Annotated in this window: 18 protein-coding genes; 16 read left to right on the top strand and 2 right to left on the bottom strand. The window is 36.2% G+C overall.

Going from position 1 to position 22,441, the window contains the following annotated elements; genetic code table 11:
• Positions 1-112: 112 nt before the first annotated feature.
• Positions 113-1,474 (bottom strand): acyl-CoA dehydrogenase family protein, encoded by a 1,362-nt coding sequence (locus tag I5M32_RS00365; RefSeq protein ID WP_200583733.1) that lies wholly within the window; start codon positions 1,472-1,474, stop codon positions 113-115.
• Positions 1,475-1,531: 57 nt separating this feature from the next.
• Here I5M32_RS00365 and I5M32_RS00360 point away from each other — a divergent pair, with 57 nt between their 5' ends.
• The 9 genes from I5M32_RS00360 to I5M32_RS00320 all read left to right on the top strand — a co-directional run bounded on the left by I5M32_RS00360 (position 1,532) and on the right by I5M32_RS00320 (position 13,102).
• Complete coding sequence (locus I5M32_RS00360; protein WP_200583732.1) at positions 1,532-2,092, top strand: DNA-3-methyladenine glycosylase I; 561 nt, start codon at positions 1,532-1,534, stop codon at positions 2,090-2,092.
• Positions 2,093-2,199: 107 nt separating this feature from the next.
• A complete protein-coding gene (gene dcp / locus I5M32_RS00355) occupies positions 2,200-4,320 on the top strand; it encodes a peptidyl-dipeptidase Dcp (protein WP_200583731.1) in 2,121 nt (706 codons plus the stop codon).
• 45 nt (positions 4,321-4,365) lie between these two features.
• Positions 4,366-5,070, top strand: a complete 705-nt coding sequence (locus I5M32_RS00350) for a CPBP family glutamic-type intramembrane protease (protein WP_200583730.1) — start codon at positions 4,366-4,368, stop codon at positions 5,068-5,070.
• A gap of 10 nt (positions 5,071-5,080) precedes the next feature.
• A complete protein-coding gene (locus I5M32_RS00345; RefSeq protein ID WP_200583729.1) occupies positions 5,081-5,776 on the top strand; it encodes a CPBP family glutamic-type intramembrane protease in 696 nt (231 codons plus the stop codon).
• A complete protein-coding gene (locus I5M32_RS00340) occupies positions 5,752-5,988 on the top strand; it encodes a GxxExxY protein (RefSeq protein ID WP_317193083.1) in 237 nt (78 codons plus the stop codon). Before I5M32_RS00345 ends, I5M32_RS00340 begins: the two co-directional genes overlap by 25 nt.
• Positions 5,989-6,336: 348 nt before the next feature.
• On the top strand, positions 6,337-9,147 hold the full coding sequence (gene polA / locus I5M32_RS00335; RefSeq protein WP_200583727.1) for a DNA polymerase I: 2,811 nt from the start codon (positions 6,337-6,339) through the stop codon (positions 9,145-9,147).
• Positions 9,148-9,151: 4 nt separating this feature from the next.
• Positions 9,152-10,258 carry a toxin-antitoxin system YwqK family antitoxin gene (locus I5M32_RS00330; protein ID WP_200583725.1) on the top strand — a complete coding sequence of 369 codons (1,107 nt, stop codon included), beginning with the start codon at positions 9,152-9,154 and terminating at the stop codon, positions 10,256-10,258.
• 154 nt (positions 10,259-10,412) lie between these two features.
• On the top strand, positions 10,413-11,834 hold the full coding sequence (locus tag I5M32_RS00325) for a glycogen synthase (protein ID WP_200583722.1): 1,422 nt from the start codon (positions 10,413-10,415) through the stop codon (positions 11,832-11,834).
• Positions 11,834-13,102, top strand: coding sequence for a glucose-1-phosphate adenylyltransferase (locus I5M32_RS00320; protein WP_200584237.1), 1,269 nt, complete (start codon positions 11,834-11,836; stop codon positions 13,100-13,102). The genes I5M32_RS00325 and I5M32_RS00320 overlap by 1 nt, the downstream gene beginning before the upstream one ends.
• A gap of 87 nt (positions 13,103-13,189) precedes the next feature.
• On the opposite strand, the gene hisS is transcribed toward I5M32_RS00320, so the two are convergent.
• On the bottom strand, positions 13,190-14,569 hold the full coding sequence (hisS, locus tag I5M32_RS00315) for a histidine--tRNA ligase (RefSeq protein WP_200583719.1): 1,380 nt from the start codon (positions 14,567-14,569) through the stop codon (positions 13,190-13,192).
• A 150-nt stretch (positions 14,570-14,719) separates the two neighbouring features.
• Here hisS and I5M32_RS00310 point away from each other — a divergent pair, with 150 nt between their 5' ends.
• From I5M32_RS00310 to I5M32_RS00280, 7 genes are all read left to right on the top strand, one after another.
• Positions 14,720-15,715 (top strand): DUF3078 domain-containing protein, encoded by a 996-nt coding sequence (locus I5M32_RS00310; protein ID WP_200583716.1) that lies wholly within the window; start codon positions 14,720-14,722, stop codon positions 15,713-15,715.
• A gap of 406 nt (positions 15,716-16,121) precedes the next feature.
• A complete protein-coding gene (locus I5M32_RS00305; protein ID WP_200583714.1) occupies positions 16,122-16,415 on the top strand; it encodes a helix-turn-helix domain-containing protein in 294 nt (97 codons plus the stop codon).
• Positions 16,415-19,309 carry a DEAD/DEAH box helicase family protein gene (locus tag I5M32_RS00300; protein ID WP_200583711.1) on the top strand — a complete coding sequence of 965 codons (2,895 nt, stop codon included), beginning with the start codon at positions 16,415-16,417 and terminating at the stop codon, positions 19,307-19,309. The genes I5M32_RS00305 and I5M32_RS00300 overlap by 1 nt, the downstream gene beginning before the upstream one ends.
• Before the next feature lie 3 nt (positions 19,310-19,312).
• The gene (locus I5M32_RS00295) at positions 19,313-20,320 is read left to right on the top strand and encodes a virulence RhuM family protein (RefSeq protein WP_200583708.1); all 1,008 of its coding nucleotides are present in this window, start codon (positions 19,313-19,315) and stop codon (positions 20,318-20,320) included.
• A gap of 1 nt (position 20,321) precedes the next feature.
• Complete coding sequence (locus I5M32_RS00290; protein ID WP_200583705.1) at positions 20,322-21,167, top strand: DNA methyltransferase; 846 nt, start codon at positions 20,322-20,324, stop codon at positions 21,165-21,167.
• Between the two features lie 9 nt (positions 21,168-21,176).
• Positions 21,177-21,521 (top strand): DNA methyltransferase, encoded by a 345-nt coding sequence (locus I5M32_RS00285; RefSeq protein ID WP_200583702.1) that lies wholly within the window; start codon positions 21,177-21,179, stop codon positions 21,519-21,521.
• 63 nt (positions 21,522-21,584) lie between these two features.
• Positions 21,585-22,349 carry a hypothetical protein gene (locus I5M32_RS00280; protein ID WP_200583700.1) on the top strand — a complete coding sequence of 255 codons (765 nt, stop codon included), beginning with the start codon at positions 21,585-21,587 and terminating at the stop codon, positions 22,347-22,349.
• Positions 22,350-22,441: the final 92 nt, after the last annotated feature.

Below are 22,441 nucleotides of genomic sequence, written 5' to 3'. Positions count from 1 at the left end.
TATAGCTTTTCTAGTTATCAATAAAGTTAACAGAACAATAAATTTAATCCCGTTTAATATGATTTATATCATGTTTAAACATCTAATTTTTAGGCGTTTTGTGAGTTAACAATTAAACAAAAGCACTGAAACCTGTAATCGCCCTGCCTACAATCAAAGAATTTATTTCTTTGGTTCCTTCATAAGAATAAATGGCTTCTGCATCTGCTACGAAACGGGCAACATCATGTTCTAAAAGAATGCCGTTTCCTCCCATTACTTCTCTAGCCTTACTTACCACATCCCTTGTTCTTAAACTGCAAAACACTTTTGCCAAAGAAGCGTGTTCGTCGGTAAGTTTGCCTTCATCTTGTAATTTAGAAAGTTGGAAAACCATGGTTTGCATGGCCGTTAAATTAGAAAGCATTTCTACCAAATGGTTTTGTATCAACTGAAAAGAAGCAATTGGTTTGCTAAACTGTTTTCTTTCCCGGGTATATTTTAATGCACTTTCATAAGCCCCCCTAGCAACGCCAACGGCCATCCAAGCAACGCCGGCCCTGGTCATTTGTAAAACTTTGGCGGTATCTTTAAAAGAATCACATTTTTGCAACCTGTTTTCTTCTTTTACTTCACAATTGGTCAAGGTAATCAAACCGTTTTGTACAATACGTAAAGCCATTTTACCCTGTATTTTTTCCACTACAAAACCGGGTGTATCTTTTTCTATTACAAAACCTTTTACTTGGTTATCTGCTAAATCTCTTGCCCAAATAATATTGACATCGGCAAAAGTGGAGTTACCAATCCATTTCTTTTGGCCGTTTAAAACCCATTTATCGCCAACCCTTTTGGCCGTTGTGGTTAAACCTCCGGCAACGGCAGAACCAACTTCGGGCTCGGTTAAACCAAAAGAACCTATCAATTCCATTTTTTGCATTTTAGGTAACCATCTTTGTTTTTGCTCTTCAGAACCACAGATGTAAATAGAACCCATTGCCAAACCGCTTTGTACACCAAAAAAAGTAGCCATAGAAGCATCAATCCTTCCCATTTCAGAAGCTATAATCCCCTCCATCAAAAAAGAACGATTGGGGCAACCATAACCTTCGTAAGTTAAACCGCAGATATTCAATTCTGCCATTTTCGCAATCAGTTCATGAGGGAATTTATCCTTTAGCCAATAATCGTTCACAATCGGCTTAACCTCTTCTTCTAAAAATTTCCTCACTTTCAATTGTAAAGCTCTATCCTCCTCAGAAAGAGAATCAGAAAGCGCATAAAAATCACCATTGATTGGGGGCAACTCTTTAGGCTTTTTTGTGCCGCTTTTTAGCATTTTCTGTAAACCCATTAATTGCTGGTCATCAAGTTTGCCAAAGGCATCCATCATTTTCCGCAAGTCAACTTTTTTAGAAAGTGCTTCTAGCTGTGCTAAATCAATGCTTTTAAATATTTCGTAACCTTTTTTAACCTTTGAAAAAATATTAGCCATAACTTTATAATTGGGTTATCTAAATTAACAAAAATTAGTCCATAAGGTTAAATAGAAATGAAAGTAACTAAAAGATGCCATTGGTGCGGAAACGATGAATTATACATCAAATACCATGATGAAGAGTGGGGAAAAGAAGTGCATGATGATCAAACTTTTTTTGAGTTTTTGGTTTTAGAATCGGCGCAAGCGGGCTTAAGCTGGATAACCATTTTACGTAAAAGAGAAAATTATAAAAGGCTTTTCGCCGATTTTGATGTGGAGAAAGTAGCCGCTTTTAAAGAGGAAGATATAGAGCGAATTCTGCAGGATCCTGGGATTATCCGCAACCGATTGAAAGTAAAATCCACGGTTAAGAACGCAAAATTATTCATCGATATACAACAAGAATATGGAAGTTTCGATAATTATTTATATTCTTTTATGCCCAACGGAAAGCGTATCATCAATCAAATAAAAAACAGTAAAAACACACCCGCAACAACAGAAATATCCGATGCTATTGTAAAAGACATGAAAAAGCGAGGCTTTAAATTTTTTGGCTCAACAATTTGTTATGCTTTTATGCAAGCCGTTGGAGCGGTAAACGATCATGCTTTAGATTGCGATTTTAGATGATCACTAGCTACTTTGTGATTTAATCTATCAGAAACGTCTCATAATCTTTACGTTTATCATCAACAAAAAATAAAAATATACGTTATATTGAAACAAAAAATAAAAACATGAAAATAGTTTACGGATTAATTGTGGCTGCTGTGGTGGTTACATCATGCAATAATAATAAAAATGCTTCCGCCGATGCTAGCGACTCAACAATCAACCCTTTCTTCCAAAAAAGTAGTTTAGCCTATGAAGCGCCTGATTTTAGTAAAATTAAAGATGCTGATTTTAAGCCCGCAATGGAAAAAGGTATAGCGCAGCAAATGCAAGAGATCGATAGCATCGCTAATAATAGCGCAGCACCAACGTTTGATAATACTTTTATCCCGCTAGAAAAATCGGGGACGTTATTGCACCGTGTAAGCAACGTTTTTGATTTGCTGACAGGGGCTAACACCAACCCAACTTTACAAGCTGTACAAGAAGAGATGGCGCCTAAATTGGCCGCTTTAAACGATGCTATATTTTTAAATAAAAAGCTTTTTGTTAAGGTTAAGGCCATTAATGATGATTTACCGAACTTAAAACTGGATCCCGAGTCGCAGAAGTTGGTGGAATATTATTATCAAAAGTTTGTGATGGCAGGTTCAAAACTTTCTGATGGGCAACAGGATAGTTTGAAGAAAATTAACGGCCAAATTGCCACGTTGAGCGCAAAATTTACTAATCAGCTTTTAGCTGCCGCAAAAGACGGGGCCTTAGTTGTTGATCATAAAGAAGCATTGGCGGGCCTAACCGATGAAGCCATCAAAGCGGCAGGAAACAATCCGGATCATAAAGGAAAGTTTGTTTTATCGTTACAGAACACCACTCAACAGCCACCATTAAAATCTTTAACAGATAGGGACACGCGAAAAAAATTATTTGAAGCCTCTTATAACAGGGCAGAAAAAGGCGATGCTAATGATACCCGCCAAACCATTTTAGACATCGCAAATTTAAGGGCCACAAGGGCTAAAATTTTAGGCTTCGATAATTATGCGGCCTGGAACTTACAAGATCAAATGGCAAAAACGCCAGAGGCGGTGCAAAAATTTTTAAGCGGATTGGTGCCGGCGGCAACCGCTAAGGCAAAACAAGAAGCCGCCGAAATACAAGCTGTGATTGACCAACAAAAAGCAGGTTTTAAATTAGAGCCTTACGATTGGAACTTTTACGCAGAACAGGTTAGAAAAGCCAAATATGATTTAGACGATAATGAGGTTAAGCCCTATTTTGAGCTGAATAAAGTGTTGCAAAATGGTGTTTTTTATGCAGCAACCCAATTGTACGGCATCACTTTTAAAGAGCGCAAAGACCTGCCCGTTTACCAACCAGACGTAAGGGTTTTTGAACTTTTTGATAAAGACCAAACCAGTATTGGTTTGTTTTATTGCGATTACTTTAAGCGTGATAACAAATCTGGAGGGGCGTGGATGTCTAATATCGTTAATCAATCTGCTTTATTGGGAGAAAAACCAGTGATTTATAACGTTTGCAATTTTACAAAACCTGCGGCAGGGCAGCCAGCCTTAATTAGTTTTGATGATGTTACCACGATGTTCCACGAGTTTGGACACGCTTTACACGGGTTTTTTGCCAGCCAAAAATACCCAAGCCTATCTGGTACCAATGTTGCAAGAGATTTTGTAGAATTCCCTTCTCAATTTAACGAGCATTGGGCAATGGAACCATCAGTTTTTAAAAACTATGCGGTAAACTATAAAACAGGCGAAACAATGCCCCAGGTTTTGGTTGATAAAATTAAGAAAGCGGCAAAGTTTAATCAAGGTTACGCTTTAACAGAGCTTTTGGCTGCCGCCGATTTAGACCAGCAATGGCATACTATCTCTGCAAGCGATAAGGTAACCGATGTGGATAAATTTGAAACCAATGCATTGATCAAAACACATTTGAATTTAAACGAAGTGCCGCCAAGATACAGATCAACGTACTTTTTACACATTTGGGGAAACGGATATGCGGCTAGCTACTACGCCTATTTATGGACAGAAATGTTAGACGATGATGCTTATACTTGGTTTACAGAAAACGGGGGTTTAACAAGGGCAAACGGACAACGGTTTAGGGATATGATTTTATCTCGAGGCAACACAGAAGATTATAATAAAATGTTTGCCGATTTTAGAGGCCACACACCCGATATTACACCAATGTTAAGAAATAGGGGTTTAATAAAATAAACCTTAAAAAGTCCTGTAAATTAGTGCAGGACTTTTTTATGCAATATGGTCCAGCAATTACTAGCCGATTTTTTTGGTTACCTAAAAAACCCAGACCCTTTTTTAAAGCAGAAATATAAATTTATGCCCTATCAACATTTGATGGTGTTGCTGGTTTTGGCATTGGTAGTTTCTTCAATTTTAGAGAGTAGCGCAGATTTGTTGGTAACGCTAAAAATAATTTTACCACAACCGGCCTCTATTGTTAGAAACAATGAATATTCTAAATTAAAACTTTTGTTGGAAGGGGTTTGTATTGCGCCTGTGTTAGAAGAATGTATTTTTAGGTATCAATTGAGAAGTTTTACAGCAGCCAATTTTTTTGTTGGCTTTTCTATAATTTATGGTGTTTATGATTATTTAAACACCTACGGAGAAGTAGCATTGTGTTTACTCGTTTTAATAGCGATCATAATTTTTAATAATTGGTTAAACAAAGACATAAGGGTTAAATTTAAATTTAAGTTTATAAAGAGCACTTTCCCCACTTATTTTTATCTCATCGTTTTGATATTCGGTTTGGTTCACAGCACAAATTTTATAAACTACAAGCAATACGGTTTTGCAATTATTATATGGGTATTGCCACAAATGTTTGGGGGCTTAATTTTAGGATTTACCAGAATGAAATATGGATTATATTCGGCAATTATGTTGCATTGTACCTATAATTTATTCAGTATAGGAACATTTATCCTTTTTGGGAGTTAGCTATAAAAGCATGATTCAGCAAGTCTTTCAAGATTTTTTATCTTATGTAAAAAAACCCGCTCCTTTTATTAAAGAAGATAAATCTACTGTTTTTTACAATCAACTATTTCCTTTGGTAATCATTGGTCTTTGTTTTTCCTTTGGTTCTGTGTTGTTGGTTTCTACGCTAGAAAACCTGCACCTTATTAAACATTTGCCAGATTTCAAACTTTTCGATTTAAAAGAAAAGAAGGTTCTGTTGTTTTTTATGGTAACTGTTTTTGCGCCCATATTAGAGGAGACTATCTTTAGGTATCAACTTAAAAACATTTACTTGGCCATTTTTGCTTATGGCATTTTAGCAAGCGTTTTAATCTATAAACTCTTTACCGGGACAACTTTTTTTATGCTAACCTTACTAGTGGCGATCATCATAACGCTCATCATCATCACTTACACAAAGAATAAAAGGGTTCAATATCGTTTTGTAAAAAGGGTTTTTCCAATTCATTTTTATTTAACGGCTATCTGTTTTGGCTTGGTTCATATCACCAACTATTCAAACCCCTTGGCTTATGGCATTTCAATTGTCCTTTTGGTGTTACCGCAACTTTTTTTAGGTTTTATTTTAGGATATGTAAGAATGAGGTTTGGACTATCAAAATCTATGATGATGCATGCAGCATATAATTTGATACCCGCATTGGCCTTATTAGCAGGGTATTAATATTAGAAAAGATTTATATCATTACGGGATATGCAATTAAAGTGCACAAAGAATTAAGGCCCGGATTGTTAGAAAGCTTTTATAAACGAGGCTTAAAATATGAATTGGAGGGCAACGGACATGAGATACGGTCACAAATTTGGGTTACGGTTTTGTATGGGGAGATAACGCTATATACCGAATTAAAAATTGATTTATTTGTTGATGGTTGAGGTTAAAGCTTGCTAAAATCTTTTGCCTGTTCACGAGGCACAACTGCTTACCTACACGAACCCGCTTAAAAAGCCTCAGGTTTATGGACCAACTTTTATACCGATAATATAACTAAGTGTTATAAACCATTTGTGAATGAGTTTTTTAGGGCTTTACCTTAATTTTTTTATTGTAAAAAATTGAACAGTAACCTTAGCTCCAGCAAACCTTCCATTTTCTTCAAGCCTTCATGGTAAAAACAAAAACAACAAAGATTTAAACCTTATTTCTTTAATGTGATAATGGTAATTGAATTGAGAATATTAAATTTGGGATAATAGCTATAAAACTAAAATCAATTAAAACACATGTCCAAGAAACTCTTTCTTTTAGATGGGATGGCACTGATCTACAGGGCACATTTCGCATTAAGCAAAAACCCAAGGTTTACCTCTAACGGCATTAACACATCTGCTGTTATGGGCTTTACCAACACTTTATTAGAGGTTTTAAAAAAGGAAAAGCCTTCGCACATTGCTGTTGTTTTTGATACTGACGCACCAACAGAGCGCCATACTGATTTTGAGGCCTACAAAGGACACCGACAAGCCATGCCAGAAGATCTTTCTGCCGCACTGCCTTATGTTGTAAAATTGATCGAGGGTTTTAACATACCGGTTATTACCTCTGATGGTTTTGAAGCCGATGATGTGATTGGAACATTGGCCAAACAAGCAGAAAAAGAAGGTTTCACGGTTTATTGTATGACACCCGACAAGGATTTTGCCCAGTTGGTTTCAGAAAATATTTTTATATACAAACCCGCAAGAATGGGCAATGAGATGGAGATTTTAGGCGTAAACGAAGTTTTAGCTAAATGGGAGATAGAACATGTACACCAAGTAATAGATATTTTAGGCCTATGGGGCGATGCCGTGGATAACATCCCCGGGATTCCCGGGATTGGCGAAAAAACCGCAAAAGCGCTGATCAAAACCTATGGCTCAATGGAAAATATCATTGCCCATAGCCACGAGTTAAAAGGAAAACAAAGAGAAAACGTAGAGAATTTTGCAGAGCAAGGGCTGTTATCAAAAAAATTGGCGACCATTATTTTAGATGCGCCGGTTGTATTTCATGAAGAAAGCTTTAGATGTGGCCCAACAAACAAAGAAAAATTAGAACCACTTTTTGCAGAGCTTGAATTTAGGACCTTGGGGAGGCGTGTTTTTGGAGAAGATTTTTCTGTTGCAGAAACAAAAGGGAACACCAACGGGCAAATGGACCTTTTTGGAAACAACCAACCCGCAGACATTAAAAACATAACCATTTCCCCGGCTCAAGCAGCAACAGTTTTAGAAGGAGGGAAAAACATCGAAAATGTTGACCATCAATATCATTTAGTTGATAACAAAGAAAAACGACAAGCTTTAATAAAAGAATTGGCGGTTAAAAAAGCAATTTGCTTTGATACCGAAACCACAGGGATTGATGCCAACAATGCCGAGCTGGTAGGCTTATCTATTAGTTTCAAAAAAGGCGAGGCTTATTATATTCCTGTTCCCGAAGACTTTGAATCGGCGAAAGCTATAGTTAATGAGTTTAAAGCTGTTTTAGAAAATCCGAGCATCAGAAAAATTGGGCAGAATGTAAAATATGACATCCTTATTCTAAAATGGTACGGGATTGAAGTTGCGGGAGAACTGTTTGATACCATGTTGGCACATTACATTCTAGATCCCGATACCCGCCACGGGATGGACGTTCTTTCTGAAAATTATTTGGGTTACACGCCGGTTTCTATTACCGAGTTGATCGGTAAAAAAGGAAAAAACCAAGGGAATATGCGTGATGTGGAAATAGAAACGGTAAAAGAATATGCCGCCGAAGATGCCGACATTACCCTGCAACTACAAGAGGTTTTTGAACCAATGCTTGCCGAGGTTAATGCGGTAAAGCTGGCGCAAGAAATTGAAAACCCATTGGTTTATGTATTGGCAGATATAGAAATTGAAGGCGTTAGGATTGATATGGAACAGCTCCAAAATTATTCTAAAGAGCTAGAAACAGAGATCGATCGGTTAGAAAAAACGGTTTACGAAAAAGCAGGGGTAAAATTCAATTTGGCATCGCCCAAGCAATTGGGCGAAGTTTTGTTTGATAAGCTAAAGCTTGATGATAAAGCAAAAAAAACCAAAACAGGCCAGTACCAAACGGGCGAAGATGTGCTTTTGGCTTTAGCACCAAAATCTGACATTGTACAAGAAATTTTAGACTTTAGGCAACTTTGTAAATTAAAATCTACCTATGTAGATGCCTTACCTTTGTTGGTAAACCCCAAAACCGGTAGGGTACATACTTCTTATAACCAAGCAGTTGCTGCCACCGGAAGATTAAGTTCTAACAACCCTAATTTGCAAAATATCCCGATAAGGACAGCAAGGGGAAGGGAAGTGCGTAAAGCTTTTATCCCAAGAGATGAAAACCATATTTTGCTATCAGCAGATTATTCACAGATAGAACTGCGCATCATTGCAGAAATAAGTAAGGATGAGAATATGATGGAGGCTTTTACCAACGGTTTGGACATCCATACCGCAACGGCAGCAAAAGTTTATGGAATAGAACTAGATGAAGTAACACCAGACCAAAGAAGAAACGCAAAAGCGGTAAACTTTGGTATCATCTACGGCCAGTCTGCTTTTGGTTTATCGCAAACCTTGGGCATCCCAAGAAAAGAAGCGGCAGAAATTATCCAAAATTATTTTGAGCAATATGCCGGCATAAAGAAATACATGGCAGATACTATGAATTTTGCAAGGGAAAACGGCTATGTAGAAACCATAATGGGGCGCAGAAGATATTTAAGGGACATCAATTCGGCAAACCAAACCGTTAGGGGCTTTGCAGAACGAAACGCCATAAATGCACCAATACAAGGTTCGGCCGCAGATTTGATCAAAATTGCCATGATCAACATCCATAAAGATATTAAAGACCAAAAACTACAATCTAAAATGACCATGCAGGTGCATGATGAATTGGTTTTTGATGTGATTAAAGCTGAAAAAGAACAAATGAAAAAAATCATTTCAGAGAGGATGCAATCGGCCATAAAAACAAAAGTTCCGTTGGTAGTAGAAATTGGAGAGGGAGAAAATTGGTTGGCAGCGCATTAAAAAGATGAAGAAAACCTTGTTTGTTTTTTTGTTGGGTTCTTTTATGGCGGTACAAGCTTTCGCCCAGGCACCTAGCGCAAAATATATGGAGCAAAGTATAGATGGCTATATCCATTTGTATTTTGATCAGCAATATTATTTAGTGGATCAAAACTGTGTTTACAAAAAGTTTACCCGGGTTATTAAATACGATAAAGAAAAGGGCGGGTTCAATAGTTTTTTTACCGATTACTATAATAATAACCAACCGGCATTATCGGGGAAATATATTGAAGAAAAAAAAGAAGGGGAGTTTAAGGGTTTTTATGAAACAGGAAAACCGAAGTTTACGATAAGCTTTAAAAACAACCTGCCAAACGGGGATTGGAAATTCTTTTATCCCAGCGGAAACCTTTGGTTAAACTTGGCTTACATAAATAAACAGCTTTTTATCAAAGATTTTTACGATGAAAAAGGCAGGCAAAAAATTAAAGACGGTAAGGGAAAGCTTGTACTAACAGAGCCTGCTTTAGATTTTAATGAGTTTGGCTACACAGGCGTTACGTTTGAAGGAAGGGTAAAAGAAGGCAAACCAGAAGGAATTTGGTCAACGTATTTAAGTTACCCTAAGGGCTCGCCAGAATATATCGGAATAGAAAAGTTTAATGACGGAAAATTTGAAGGATCTAATTACAGCTTTCCCCAAAACTTTTCTCACAAAAACAGTTTAATAAGGTTTTACCCAGCTTTTTTAGCCGAAAATGCAGAAGGGTTAGTTTTTAAAGGCTGCACAATAGATGATAACCAAGGATACAATGTTTACTTGCAAAATTTTTTAAACAGTAGTATTATTTTTGAAAAATCAGATGTTTTACCAACAGCTCCTTTTATCGTAAAAATAAAAATTGATGAAAACGGTAAACTTACAGATATTGCAACTCCCGATAGTTTAAATACTAGTTTATCAAATGTATTAAAACAGGTTTTAACCAATGTCCCATATTGGATCCCATCATACATTAATGGAAAAACAATCCCCGATGATCTGAATATTACGCTTAACATTTATCAAAATGATGAAGAAAAGAGCTATTTTAGTTATCCAATTATAAATAGACAAGAAGGGCGTTAAAATACAGCAAAGCTTTTTGCTTAAATATTGCGGTTTTCATTATATAACCCTCAAAAATTGCAATTTTGGCAAATTTTACTATTAAGCAAATTCTTAATTGTAAAACTTGAAATCTGGAAAAGATTTTTCTAATTTAAGCTTCACAAATTAAACAATGAACGTATTAAATTTAAGTGCCGAATGTTATCCCGTGGCAAAAGCCGGAGGTTTGGGAGACGTGGTTGGCGCATTGCCAAAATACTTAAAAGGATTAGGCGTAAACGCGATGGTTGTTATGCCTTATTACGAGAGAAAATTTGTGTCAGAAAACAAATTCAAATCGGTTTATAAAGGCAGCTCTAAACTAGGTTACAGAACTTTTGATTTCAATATATTAAAAGAAACAAATAACGTATTGGGCTTTGAGCTTTACTTGGTAAAAATCCCAGATCTATTGGATCGCCCCGATATTTATTCTTATCCAGATGAAAGCGAGCAATTTATAGCCTTCCAATTGGCTGTTTTAGAGTGGGTTGTTGCCACAAATAAACCGGTAGATGTATTTCATTGCCATGATCATCATACGGGTTTGGTCCCGTTTCTGATAAAATACTCGGCAAAATTTAATTCTTTGGCCAATAAAGTGAGCGTTTTTACCATCCACAATGCACAATACCAAGGTTGGTTGGGTTGGGAAAAACTATATTATTTACCAGAAATTGATGGCGCCAAGGGCGGTATGTTAGAATGGGGAGATTGCATTAACCCTTTAGCTTCTGCCATAAAATGTTGTTGGGCTTATACTACGGTCTCGCCAAGCTATTTAGAAGAATTAAAACACCACTCAAACCGTTTAGAGTTTTTATTTGAGTTAGAGCAGCAAAAAGGCATCGGGATCTTAAACGGTATAGATATAGAAGTTTGGGATCCCTCAAAAGACCCAATGTTGTCTTTTAACTATTCTAAAACCACCATTAAGGCAAACAAACAAAAAAACAAAATAGAGCTTTGTGAAAAGTTTGGCCTAAACCCAGAAAAACCATTGATCACATTTATTGGGAGGTTGGTAGCCGAAAAAGGAGCTGATAAGTTAATGGAGTTGATAAGAGAAATAAGCCTAAGAAACCTTGATGAGTTTTGCTTTCTGATCTTAGGCTCCGGAGAGAAAGAAATAGAAAACGATTTAAAAGAGCTACAAACCTATTTAAAAAATTATAATTGTTATATTGGTTACGATGAGGAATTGTCTCATAAAATATACGCCTCCGCAGATTTTATTCTGATGCCATCTAGAGTAGAGCCCTGTGGTTTAAACCAATTGTACGCTTTAAGGTATGGTACAATTCCAATTGTAAGATCAACAGGCGGTTTAAAAGATTCTGTTATAGATTTTGAGAACCAGGGCGGTTATGGTATCAGATTTGATAATTTAGAGTTGATGGAAATGGTGCTTGCCCTACAAAGAGCCATTAAACTGTATCAAGACCAAAAAAAGATAGATCAATTGCACAAGCTAATGATGGGTCTAGATTTTTCTTGGAACAAATCTGCAAACGAATATCACCAATTATATAAACGCTTAATAAAAATATCATGATAGAATCTCAAGTTATCTCCATTATCTTAGGCGGCGGACAAGGGTCTCGTCTCTCACCATTAACCGCAACCCGATCTAAACCGGCCGTTCCTATTGCGGGGAAATACAGATTGGTTGATATCCCAATTTCAAACTGCATCAACTCTAGGTTAAGGAGAATGTTTGTGCTTACCCAATTCAATTCCGCATCATTAAATAAGCACATCAAAAACACCTATAACTTCAGTTTTTTTAGCAATGCCTTTGTTGATATTTTGGCGGCAGAACAAACCCCAGGAAACGAGGGCTGGTATCAAGGTACCGCAGATGCCGTTCGCCAAAGTTTGCACCACTTAAAGCAGCATGATTTTGAATATGTTTTGATCCTTTCTGGCGATCAGCTTTATCAGATGGATTTTTGTGAGATGATAGAAAACCATATCGCAAAGAAAGCCGATATTACTTTAGCTACCATCCCGGTTAACGCAAAAGACGGCACCAGCTTTGGGATATTAAAAGCCAACGACGAAAAGGAGATAACCACTTTTACAGAAAAGCCCAACGCCGAAAAAATTATAGGTTGGGAATCTGAGGTTGGCCCAGAAATGGAAGCCCAAGGCAGGTTATATTTAGCATCAATGGGTATTTACCTTTTTAACAAAGACGTTCTTATTGATATGCTAGAAGGCAATGAACGTCATGATTTTGGAAAGCAGATCATACCAGACGCAATTGGCAACAAGAAAATCTTAAGTTATCAATATGAGGGCTATTGGACAGATATTGGTAACATCGACTCGTTTTTTGAGGCAAATCTGGGCTTAACGGATGATGTGCCATTATTCGACTTGTTCAATAAAAACCCGATTTACTCTAGGGCAAGAATGTTGCCCCCAAGCAAGGTAACGGGCACCAGGTTAGATAAAGCTATTATTGCCGATGGTTGTATTATTGGCGCAGAAGAAATAACAAGATCGGTAATAGGCATTAGGACCCGTATTGGAAAAGGGACAAAGATCCATAATTGCTATGTGATGGGAAGTGATTATTACCAAACCTTAGAAGAGATTGAAGGGCTTGCAAAATGTCATAAACCTTTAACAGGGATAGGAGAAAACTGTTTTATAGACCATGCGATCTTAGACAAGAACTGCTTTATCGGCAACAATGTATCTATTAAAGGGGGGCCGCATTTAGAAGCAACGGATAATGAGAAATATACCATCAAAGAAGGTATCATCGTGATTAAGAAAAATGCCGTTATTGAAGATGGAAGCGTGATCGGTTAGTGTTTATTATGTTCTTAAAACTCAAAAAATCAGCTAATTATCAGCTGATTTTTTTATTAAGGCAATTTAAAGGATTTTAACACACGCTTAAGCCAACATCTTTTTGATCAAACCATCTACTGTAATTTTTACCTGCTCACCGCTTGCCATGTTTTTAAGAGATAATAGGCCGCTCTGCATTTCATCTCCGCCTATTACCGCTACAAAAGGAATATCTTTTTCGTTGGCATACTGCATCTGCTTTTTCATCTTGGCCCCAAAGGGGAAAAGCTCTGCTTTTATATTGGCCGATCTTAATCTATTTAAAAGGGGAAGGGCATAATTCTCTTCAGCTTCTCCAAAAACGCAGATCAAAATTTTTGTGCCTTCCATAACCGTGGATGGGAATAGGTTTAATTCTTCTAAAACATCATAGATGCGATCTGCACCAAAAGAAATACCCACTCCGGTTAAGCCCTCTTTACCAAACATCCCCGTAAGGTCATCATACCTGCCTCCGCCGCCAATAGAACCCATAGCGGCTTCGTTGGTTTTAACCTCAAAAATACAACCCGTATAATAATTTAAGCCACGGGCCAAGGTTAAGTCTAATTCTATTTTTGCTTTTTGTAAAGTAAAGTTGGCTAAGTAAGAAAATGTTTTTTTTATTTCTTCGATGCCTTTTTGGCCAATAACAGATGTCTCTAATATAGAGTTTAGGGAATTTAACTTTTCTTCGTTATTGCCAGATAATAAAATTATGGGTTTTAAGATGGCTAGATCTTTGTTTTCAAAACCTTTTTCTAAAAGTTCTTTTTCAACGCCATCTAATCCGATTTTATCTAGCTTATCAATGGCAACCGTCATATCAACAATTTTATCGGGCTTGCCTATCAACCCGGCAATGCCCGATAAAATTTTACGGTTATTGACCTTTATGGTAAAATCTTTTAACCCAAGGTTTGATAAGGCCTCATCATAAATACAGATAAATTCGGCTTCGTTTAGTAAAGAATCAGAACCAACAACATCTGCATCACATTGGTAAAACTCTCTGTATCTTCCTTTTTGCGGCCTATCTGCTCGCCAAACGGGCTGTATCTGAAAACGTTTAAAAGGCGAGGTAATTTCGTTCTGGTGCATAACCACGTACCGGGCAAAAGGCACTGTTAAATCATAGCGTAAGGCTTTTTCAGAAATTAACGGGAGTAATTTCTTAGATGTATTCTCCTCGGCACTCAGTTTTAGGCCTTGTGCTTTTAGCATATAATCTCCGCTATTCAAAACCTTAAAGATCAACTGGTCGCCCTCGTCTCCGTATTTACCGGTCAAGGTTTCCAAATTCTCCATTGTTGGGGTTTGTATTTCTTGATAACCGTACTTTCCGAACACTTTTTTAATCGTATCAAAAATATAATTGCGCCTAACCATTACCGTTGGGCCAAAATCTCTGGTTCCTTTTGGTATAGTTGCCTTCACATTTGCCATGGCGCAAATTAAACAATAGAAAATAATTTGGACAAAGTTTTATTAGCTTTAAATTTTTACCCCTACGTTTCTTGTTCTTTAATTGATTAAAAATGGGTCATAAAGCGTTTTTGATTTCATAAATATTATCTAAATGGTTTTCTTTGCGATATGATTAAAAAAAGATGTCTTATATTTCTTTTGATAACCACGGCCTTAATTTTCTCAAAATCTGTCAAAGCTCAGGTTTATAGGGTTGACAGCATTGATGTAAATCTTATACAACCAAAAAAAAACCCTTTCCCAACACGTCCATCCATATTTTTTATCTACACCAGAAACATTCCGGTAAGCAACCTTAAAACGAAGGTGAATTATTGGAAAACAAAATTAAGTTTTGGCATAAACCTTAACCAAGCGGCGTTTAGTGATAACTGGAGTTCGGGCGGGGTAAATTCAATAGCGTTAGGCTCGGTTTTAAATTACAAGGCAGAATACAACAAGAAAGACATTAACCTTACTTCTGAAGTGCTGCTACAATATGGGAAACTAAAAAACGAAGGACAATTAGAGCGCAAAACAAACGATAGGATGTTTTTTGATAACAAGGCAGCAATGAAAATATCTAAAAACTGGAGTTTTTTCGGTTCGCTAAGTTTCGAGTCTCAATTTGATTTGGGCTATTCTTATGCCAAAGACGCATCTGGCAATGAAACACGAAAGCTGATCTCTAAATTTATGGCGCCCGGTTATTTAACAGAATCAATCGGGTTTGAATATAAACCGGTAAAGTATTTTAGTGTGCGTTTAGGAACCGGTACCGCAAGGCAAACGTTTTTATTAGATACTACCTTATACAAAAACAACCCTAAAAACTTTGGTGTGCCCATAGGGAAAACATTTAGAAACGAACTGGCTTTCCAGGCGGTAGCAAACTTTGATAAAGATATTATGCCCAACCTTAATTTAAAATCGAGGTATTTGCTTTTTGCCGCGTATGAAAAACTTACCGGTATTGACCAACGATTAGACGTAACAATTACCGCAAAGGTTAATAGGATAATAAACGTTACCGTAAGCGCAACGGGTTTATATGATGATGATTTTAGCAACAAGATACAATATAGCCAAGGCCTAGCTTTGGGCATTGTATTTAAAACGAGGTAAAGATCATAAGAATAGGTAATTACTAATAGAGACTGTTTTTTATAAGAGATTTTCTTTTTTGAACGTATTATGTTGGTGATAGAAAACATCTCACTTACAAAGGCGCCATTTTACAGAATACATAATTGTATGATGCCCATCTGTTTATTCGGGCAGGTTTCACTATCATTAATAAAACATATAGTACTAACTTAGTTAAGCTGTTACATAAAAAATTAACAGACTGAAAGACAGTCTATTACCCGACAAGAAAAAGCCAGTAGCACATTTTAATACATTTGGTTTTGCCCGACACACAAGCCAACCCATAGAAAAACAAAAGACCTAAAATTTTCTAATCGCACAAACGGACATTCAGAAAATAAGCATTACATTCGACCAGTATTGTCAAAACATATATTGTCTTATGAGTAACTTTGGAGACCTAATACGCTTAGCAAGAGAAGAGAAAGGTTTTTTTCTGCGACAGGTTGCAGCCGAACTGGAAATTGACCAAGCTATCATTAGTAAATTTGAACGCAACGAGCGCAAGCCGACAAAGGAACAAGTGCTGAAATTTGCTAAGTTCTACAAGCTGGACAACGAAACTTTATTGGTTGAATGGTTAAGCGACAAAGTGGCTTACGACCTGCAAGACGAGAATTTGGCTGACAAAGTTTTGAAAGCCGCCGAACAGAAAATTAAATATAAGAAAAAGTAATGCTTCATTATATCATACAAGAAAAGAAAAACAAATGGTTGCAGTCTGATGACTGCACCATTAGTGATTTGATTAAGTATATCCGTGACAAAGGACAGTTGCGTGATACACAGATTGAAGCTATTGAGACTTATTTGTTTTTGAAAATACAAGGACAGAATAAACCACTTTGGAAATTATTTTCAGAAGGCTTTTTCGCTAACGACACAGACTTATCTAAACTGAATATTAATCAAAAGGCGAGAGATTTTTTAACCACCAACAAAAATGCTTTTGCATTGTATAACTTTGCAAGAACAAAAAACGGAAACAATTCTTTACTTCCCGAACTGGAAAAACTAATTGTTGACAAACCAACTGAATTAGATTACGACACTATTATAAAAAGCATTTTCTACAATGTAAGTTATGCCGATTATTTAATGAGTTTGCCAATGGGTGCAGGTAAAACTTTTTTAATGGCCGCTTTCATTTATTTGGACTTGTATTTTGCCGACAATGAACCCGGTAACAAAGTATTTGCACATAATTTTTTAGTGCTTATTCCTTCGGGTTTAAAATCTTCTATCGTTCCGAGTTTAAAGACAATTGAAAATTACGACCCTTCTTGGGTATTGCCCGAACCATCGGCAAGCAAACTGAAAAAACTATTGAAGTTTGATGTTTTAGACGAGCAAAAATCAGCAAAGAAAAGTAACAAGGCAAGAAACCCAAATGCTCAAAAAGTAAACGCTTGTTTGCCCAATCCATTCGGGCAAGTGTTTGTTGTAAATGCAGAGAAAGTGATTTTAGAAAGTTTCAATTTCAATGCTCAAACAGAATTGGAACTCGACGAAGAAGAAAAGGACACAAGCAACGATTTAAAAAGATTGTTTGGACAAATTCCGAACCTTACAATTTTAATAGATGAAGTTCACCACGCCGCAACCGATGATATTAAATTACGGCAAGCCGTAATTTATTGGCATAGCAAAGGAAATATCACAAGCGTTATAGGATTCTCGGGAACGCCATATTTACAAGGTGCCGAAACCATCAAAGCAGGTGATTACGCTTTTAAGTTTTCGCAAATAACCAACACGGTTTATTATTATCCGTTGGTTACAGCAATTAAAAAATTCTTGAAAACACCAACTGTTAAAATCGGGCAAAACCTTGACCGCTTTCAAATCATAAAAAAGGGAATTGAGGACTTTGATTCGCAATACAAGAAAACCGTTTATGAAAATGGTGCTATTGCTAAAATTGCTATCTATTGCAGTAACATTGAGGTTTTAGAAGAAGAAGTTTATCCTTTCCTGACAAGCGAATTAAAAATCAATCCTGCCGAGATTTTAAAATTTCACGGAGGAAATAAAAAATACACTTTGCCAAAAGAGAATGAATTAGAGTTTCGCTCATTGGATTTGGCAATTTCAAAAAAGCGTTACATTCTTTTAGTGCAAGTAGGCAAAGAAGGTTGGGACTGCCCAAGTTTAACAGGCGTAATCCTTTCGCAAAAAGGCGACAGCCCTCAAAATATGGTGTTGCAAACTTCTTGCAGATGTTTACGCCAAGTAGATAAAGGCAAAGAAGAAACCGCATTGATTTGGCTGAATAAAGACAATGCCGATACACTGAACAAACAATTGAAGCAAGAACAAAACAGCAGTATTGACGATTTGAACAGAATTAAACGCATTGGCAAAGCCGAAATGGTGAAACGCCACAGCCGTATGGAATATCTGCAATTGCCGAAAGTGGAATTTTATCAAATGAAAGTTACCTATCAGAGTATTGACGAGGAAGAAACAGCAAACACAAAAGCCAAGTTAAAAGCCATCTTAAAAAAGATGGAAGATTACAAGGCTTCGGCTTTGATAAGCACCAGTGAAATTTCTAACATTGATACCGGAACGATTGACATCATCAATGAAACTGGGATTGCATTTGCCAATTACAATCAATGGCTTTTTGAAATAAGCCGACAAAGTTTTGGGTTGATTTCGGAAACACAATTGCACCAATTCGACACAGAAATAAGAGAAATATTTGAAACCGTTTCATTTGAAAAATACGGAAACAGATTTTTTAATGAATTATATGATCTGCATTTGATACAATCTAAAATCCGTGTTGCATTTAGTATCAAAAGAGATTTACAAACAGACACAGAGGTAATTCCAAAACAAGCGGAATTATTGATTGCAGAACGTTTGACCGATGTAGAGAAAAATCCAAAACTTTATCCTAGCGAAGCCGAAACAAACAAAATTCTTGAATTAGATAAAGCAAATGCAGATATAGAATTTGACTGGGCAGAAGTTGAAAAGGCTTATCAGGTAATGAAGGAAACAATGATAAGGCAAGGAATGGAAAAGTGGGTTCCTGAATATGAAACTTTCAAATCCGATAAAGATTATTCTCTACCAATAAAATCTAAAAATAATACTTTCCATTATTTACCATACAATTTTGGTGCAAGTGGAAGCAGTGGTTTTGAAATGCAAGCCATTCAAGAAACATTGCGTTTGGCAGAGCTCAAAACTAAAAACTTAGAAATTTACTATAATGGTGATAATTATCTAACGCAATTTAAAATAGATTGCTTTGCAAAAAATAATTTAAAGCGTTGGAATAAAGTTGGAGAATACACAACTGACTTTCTCATCATTAAAAGAACCGATAAAGAAAAAATACACAAGGTTTTAATGATTGAAACAAAAGGTGAAGGGTTTAGCAATAATCCTGACTTTGTGAAAAAGAAAAACTTTGTAGAAACCGAGTTTTTAAAACTCAACCAAGAAAAATTCGGCTACCAACGTTTCGACTTCCTGTATTTGGAAGACAGTAAAAACATTGTAGCCAACATTGCCAAATTAAATAACAAATTAAGCGGGTTTTTTAACGATTAAGATATGGGGCAATTACCTGATAAAAGCACTAATTTTTTATTGTACCATAATCAAAATGCAAAAGTAACTGTAGAAGTTGTTCTTGGCAATGAAACCGTTTGGCTTACTCAAAAAACGATGAGTGAGTTGTTTGCAGTAAATGTTCCTGCAATCAGCAAACATTTAACTAATATTTTTGATGAAGGAGAATTAGACGAAAATTCAGTTATTTCCATTTTGGAAACAACTGCCTCCGATGGTAAAAAATACAAAACAAAGTTCTATAATCTGGATGCCATTATTTCGGTTGGCTATCGGGTCAGCTCTGCACAAGCTACTCAATTCCGTATTTGGGCTACCAAAACCTTAAAAGAATATATCATTAAAGGATTTACGGTTGATAGTGAACGGCTTAAACAAGGTGGAAACCTGTTTGATAAAGATTATTTTGATGAACTTTTAGAAAAAATAAGAGAGATACGAGCAAGTGAAAGACGTTTTTATCAAAAAATTACCGACATCTATTCGCTCGCAGTTGACTACAATAAAAATGCTCCCATTACCAAAGATTTTTTTGCATCCGTTCAAAATAAATTGCATTGGGCAATTACAGGTAAAACGGCCGCTGAAATAATTTACGCACAAGTTGATGCAAAAAAATTGTACATGGGCTTACAAACTTGGAAAAATGCACCCGAAGGAAAAATTATAAAAACAGATACAACGGTTGCTAAAAATTATCTTTCTGAAAAGCATATTAAAGAGTTGGAACGAATGGTTTCGGCTTATTTAGACCTTGCCGAGAACAGGGCTGAAAGAGGTATTTTAATGAAAATGGAAGATTGGGTACAATTTCTAGATAACTTTTTAGAACTATCCAATTATCCCATTTTGCAGAACAAAGAAAAAATTAGTCAAGAGCAAGCAAAACTGAAAGCGGAAAACGAATTTGAAAAATTTAGGATTACGCAAGATAAAAACTTTGTAAGTGACTTTGATAAAGAAGTGAAAAAATTAAAAAAGAAGAAATAAAATGCCAATAAAATACATTCCATATTACCCAAACACGGTTGAAGGACAAGCGATACTTGACAACATAACCCGAACACAAAGGGTTTTGCGCTACCGTGAAAACGATAAGGTTTATGACCGTATTAAAAGAGGTATGCCTTACTACGAAGTAGAACCCGTGGAAACAGTAGGAACAACTTCTGAAAACTTGGTAATCCGTGGCGAATGTATTTCTGCTTGTGCTTATTTGAAAGAACAAGGTATTAAGGTTGATTTGGTTTACATAGACCCACCCTTTGCCAGTGGTGCAGATTATGCAAAGAAAGTTTACTTGCGGAAAAATCCAAAATTGGCAGAGAAAATAGCAGCAGCCGAGCAAGAAATGGACATTGACGAACTAAAAGCGTTTGAGGAAAAAATGTACGGAGATATTTGGCAGAAGGAAGATTACTTGAATTGGATGTATGAAAATTTAATCGCCATCAAAAGCATAACGAGAGATACAGCAAGTATTTACGTTCATATTGATTATCACGTCGGGCATTATGTAAAAATATTAATGGATGAAGTTTTTGGGGAAGATAATTTTAGAAATGAAATTGTATGGAGAAGGTCAGATGCTCATAATGACAAAACACTTACCAACTATGGCAATATCCACGATAGCATTTTTTTCTTCTCCAAAAGTTTAGAAACTTATGTATGGAATAGTCCAACATCAGAAATAACTCAACAAACAATAGATAGGGATTATAAAAAAGACGAGAAAAGTGGAAGACTTTTTAGGCTTGGTGATTTAGCCGGGCCTGGAGGTAGAGGCGTTACTTATGAGATAAATGGAATTACAATGGCTTGGAAATGGAGTTAAGAAAAATTTTTGGAAGCTGATAAGAATGGACATATTCATTATACTTCAACCGGAAGACCATTTTATAAAGTTTATCTGGATGAACATTCAGGAGTTCCATTGCAAACTCTCTGGACAGATTGCCCTCAGATAAAAGGAGGAGTTGAAAACGTTAGTTATTCTACTCAAAAACCAGAAGCTCTTTTGCAACGAATCATTAAAGCAAGCAGTAACGAAGGAATGGTTGTAGCAGATTTTTTTGGAGGAAGTGGTGTAACCGCCAAAGTTGCAAATGACTTAAAACGTAAATTTATTCACGTTGATATTGGTATCAACAGCATTCAAACCGTAAGAGATAGATTAAAAGAAGCCTAAGCCAATTTTCAAATTTTAGAAATAAAAGATGGGGTTAGTTTATTTCGTAATCCACAGCAAACAATGGATAAGTTGGCAACGCTTATTCCGGGTTTACAAAAAGGAGTAAAAGGCATCAGTAACTATTGGTTTGGTGCAATTACAAAAAGCAAAGAAGGCATTGTGCCTGTTTACGTTCCTAACTTGCTCAATACACAAGAAAAAGTTTTGGATATTCCAACCATAAATACTATCATCAATCAAGAACTGCAAAACTTAGAAGTCAACGCCAAAAAGGTTATCGTGTATTATATTGACATAGACGACCAAAAGGCATTAGAAAAATTTATAAAAGACAACAATGCAACCGAAATTGAAGTAGAACTCAAAGACCTTAAAAACCTGCTTCACGATGTGGTAATTGAAGACAGTTTTAATTATCAATTGCTAATTGTTAATGGCAAAGGAGAAAAAACTACAACCGAAAAAGAAATTAACCATTATCAATTAACCATTAACAATTTTACGAGCGACCGTTTAATTCAGAAAATTAGCGAGTTTAACCAAAAAGGAAATTTACAGTCAATAAAAAGAGGCAAACAATTCAATCCAATCAACATCAGCGAAGAAGGTTTAGAACTCATAGAACTAATTGCCCTCGACTGTGAAAACACAGAAGGGCAATGGCACAGCAGCACCGAAATTAAGATTGATAAACTCGGTTATGTGATTACCAACGGAGTAAAATCAAAGAACTTTTGGAACGGTAAAATTATAAGCGACAAAAAACCATTGAGAATAAAAGTGAGAAATATAAGCGGAGACGAAACAATTAAAACAGTAGAATAATGCCAGTAATTTAGTAGTTAGCCGTCAGGCTATGACGACACATAACTACGACAACAACATTACAAAGAATATACTTTAGCAATTAGTAGAAC

It is taken from the genome of Pedobacter segetis (assembly GCF_016623585.1).
GTDB classification, from domain to species: domain Bacteria; phylum Bacteroidota; class Bacteroidia; order Sphingobacteriales; family Sphingobacteriaceae; genus Pseudopedobacter; species Pseudopedobacter segetis.
The sequence above is the reverse complement of the archived record's forward strand: the minus strand, read 5'-3'. Positions and strand labels throughout refer to the sequence as shown.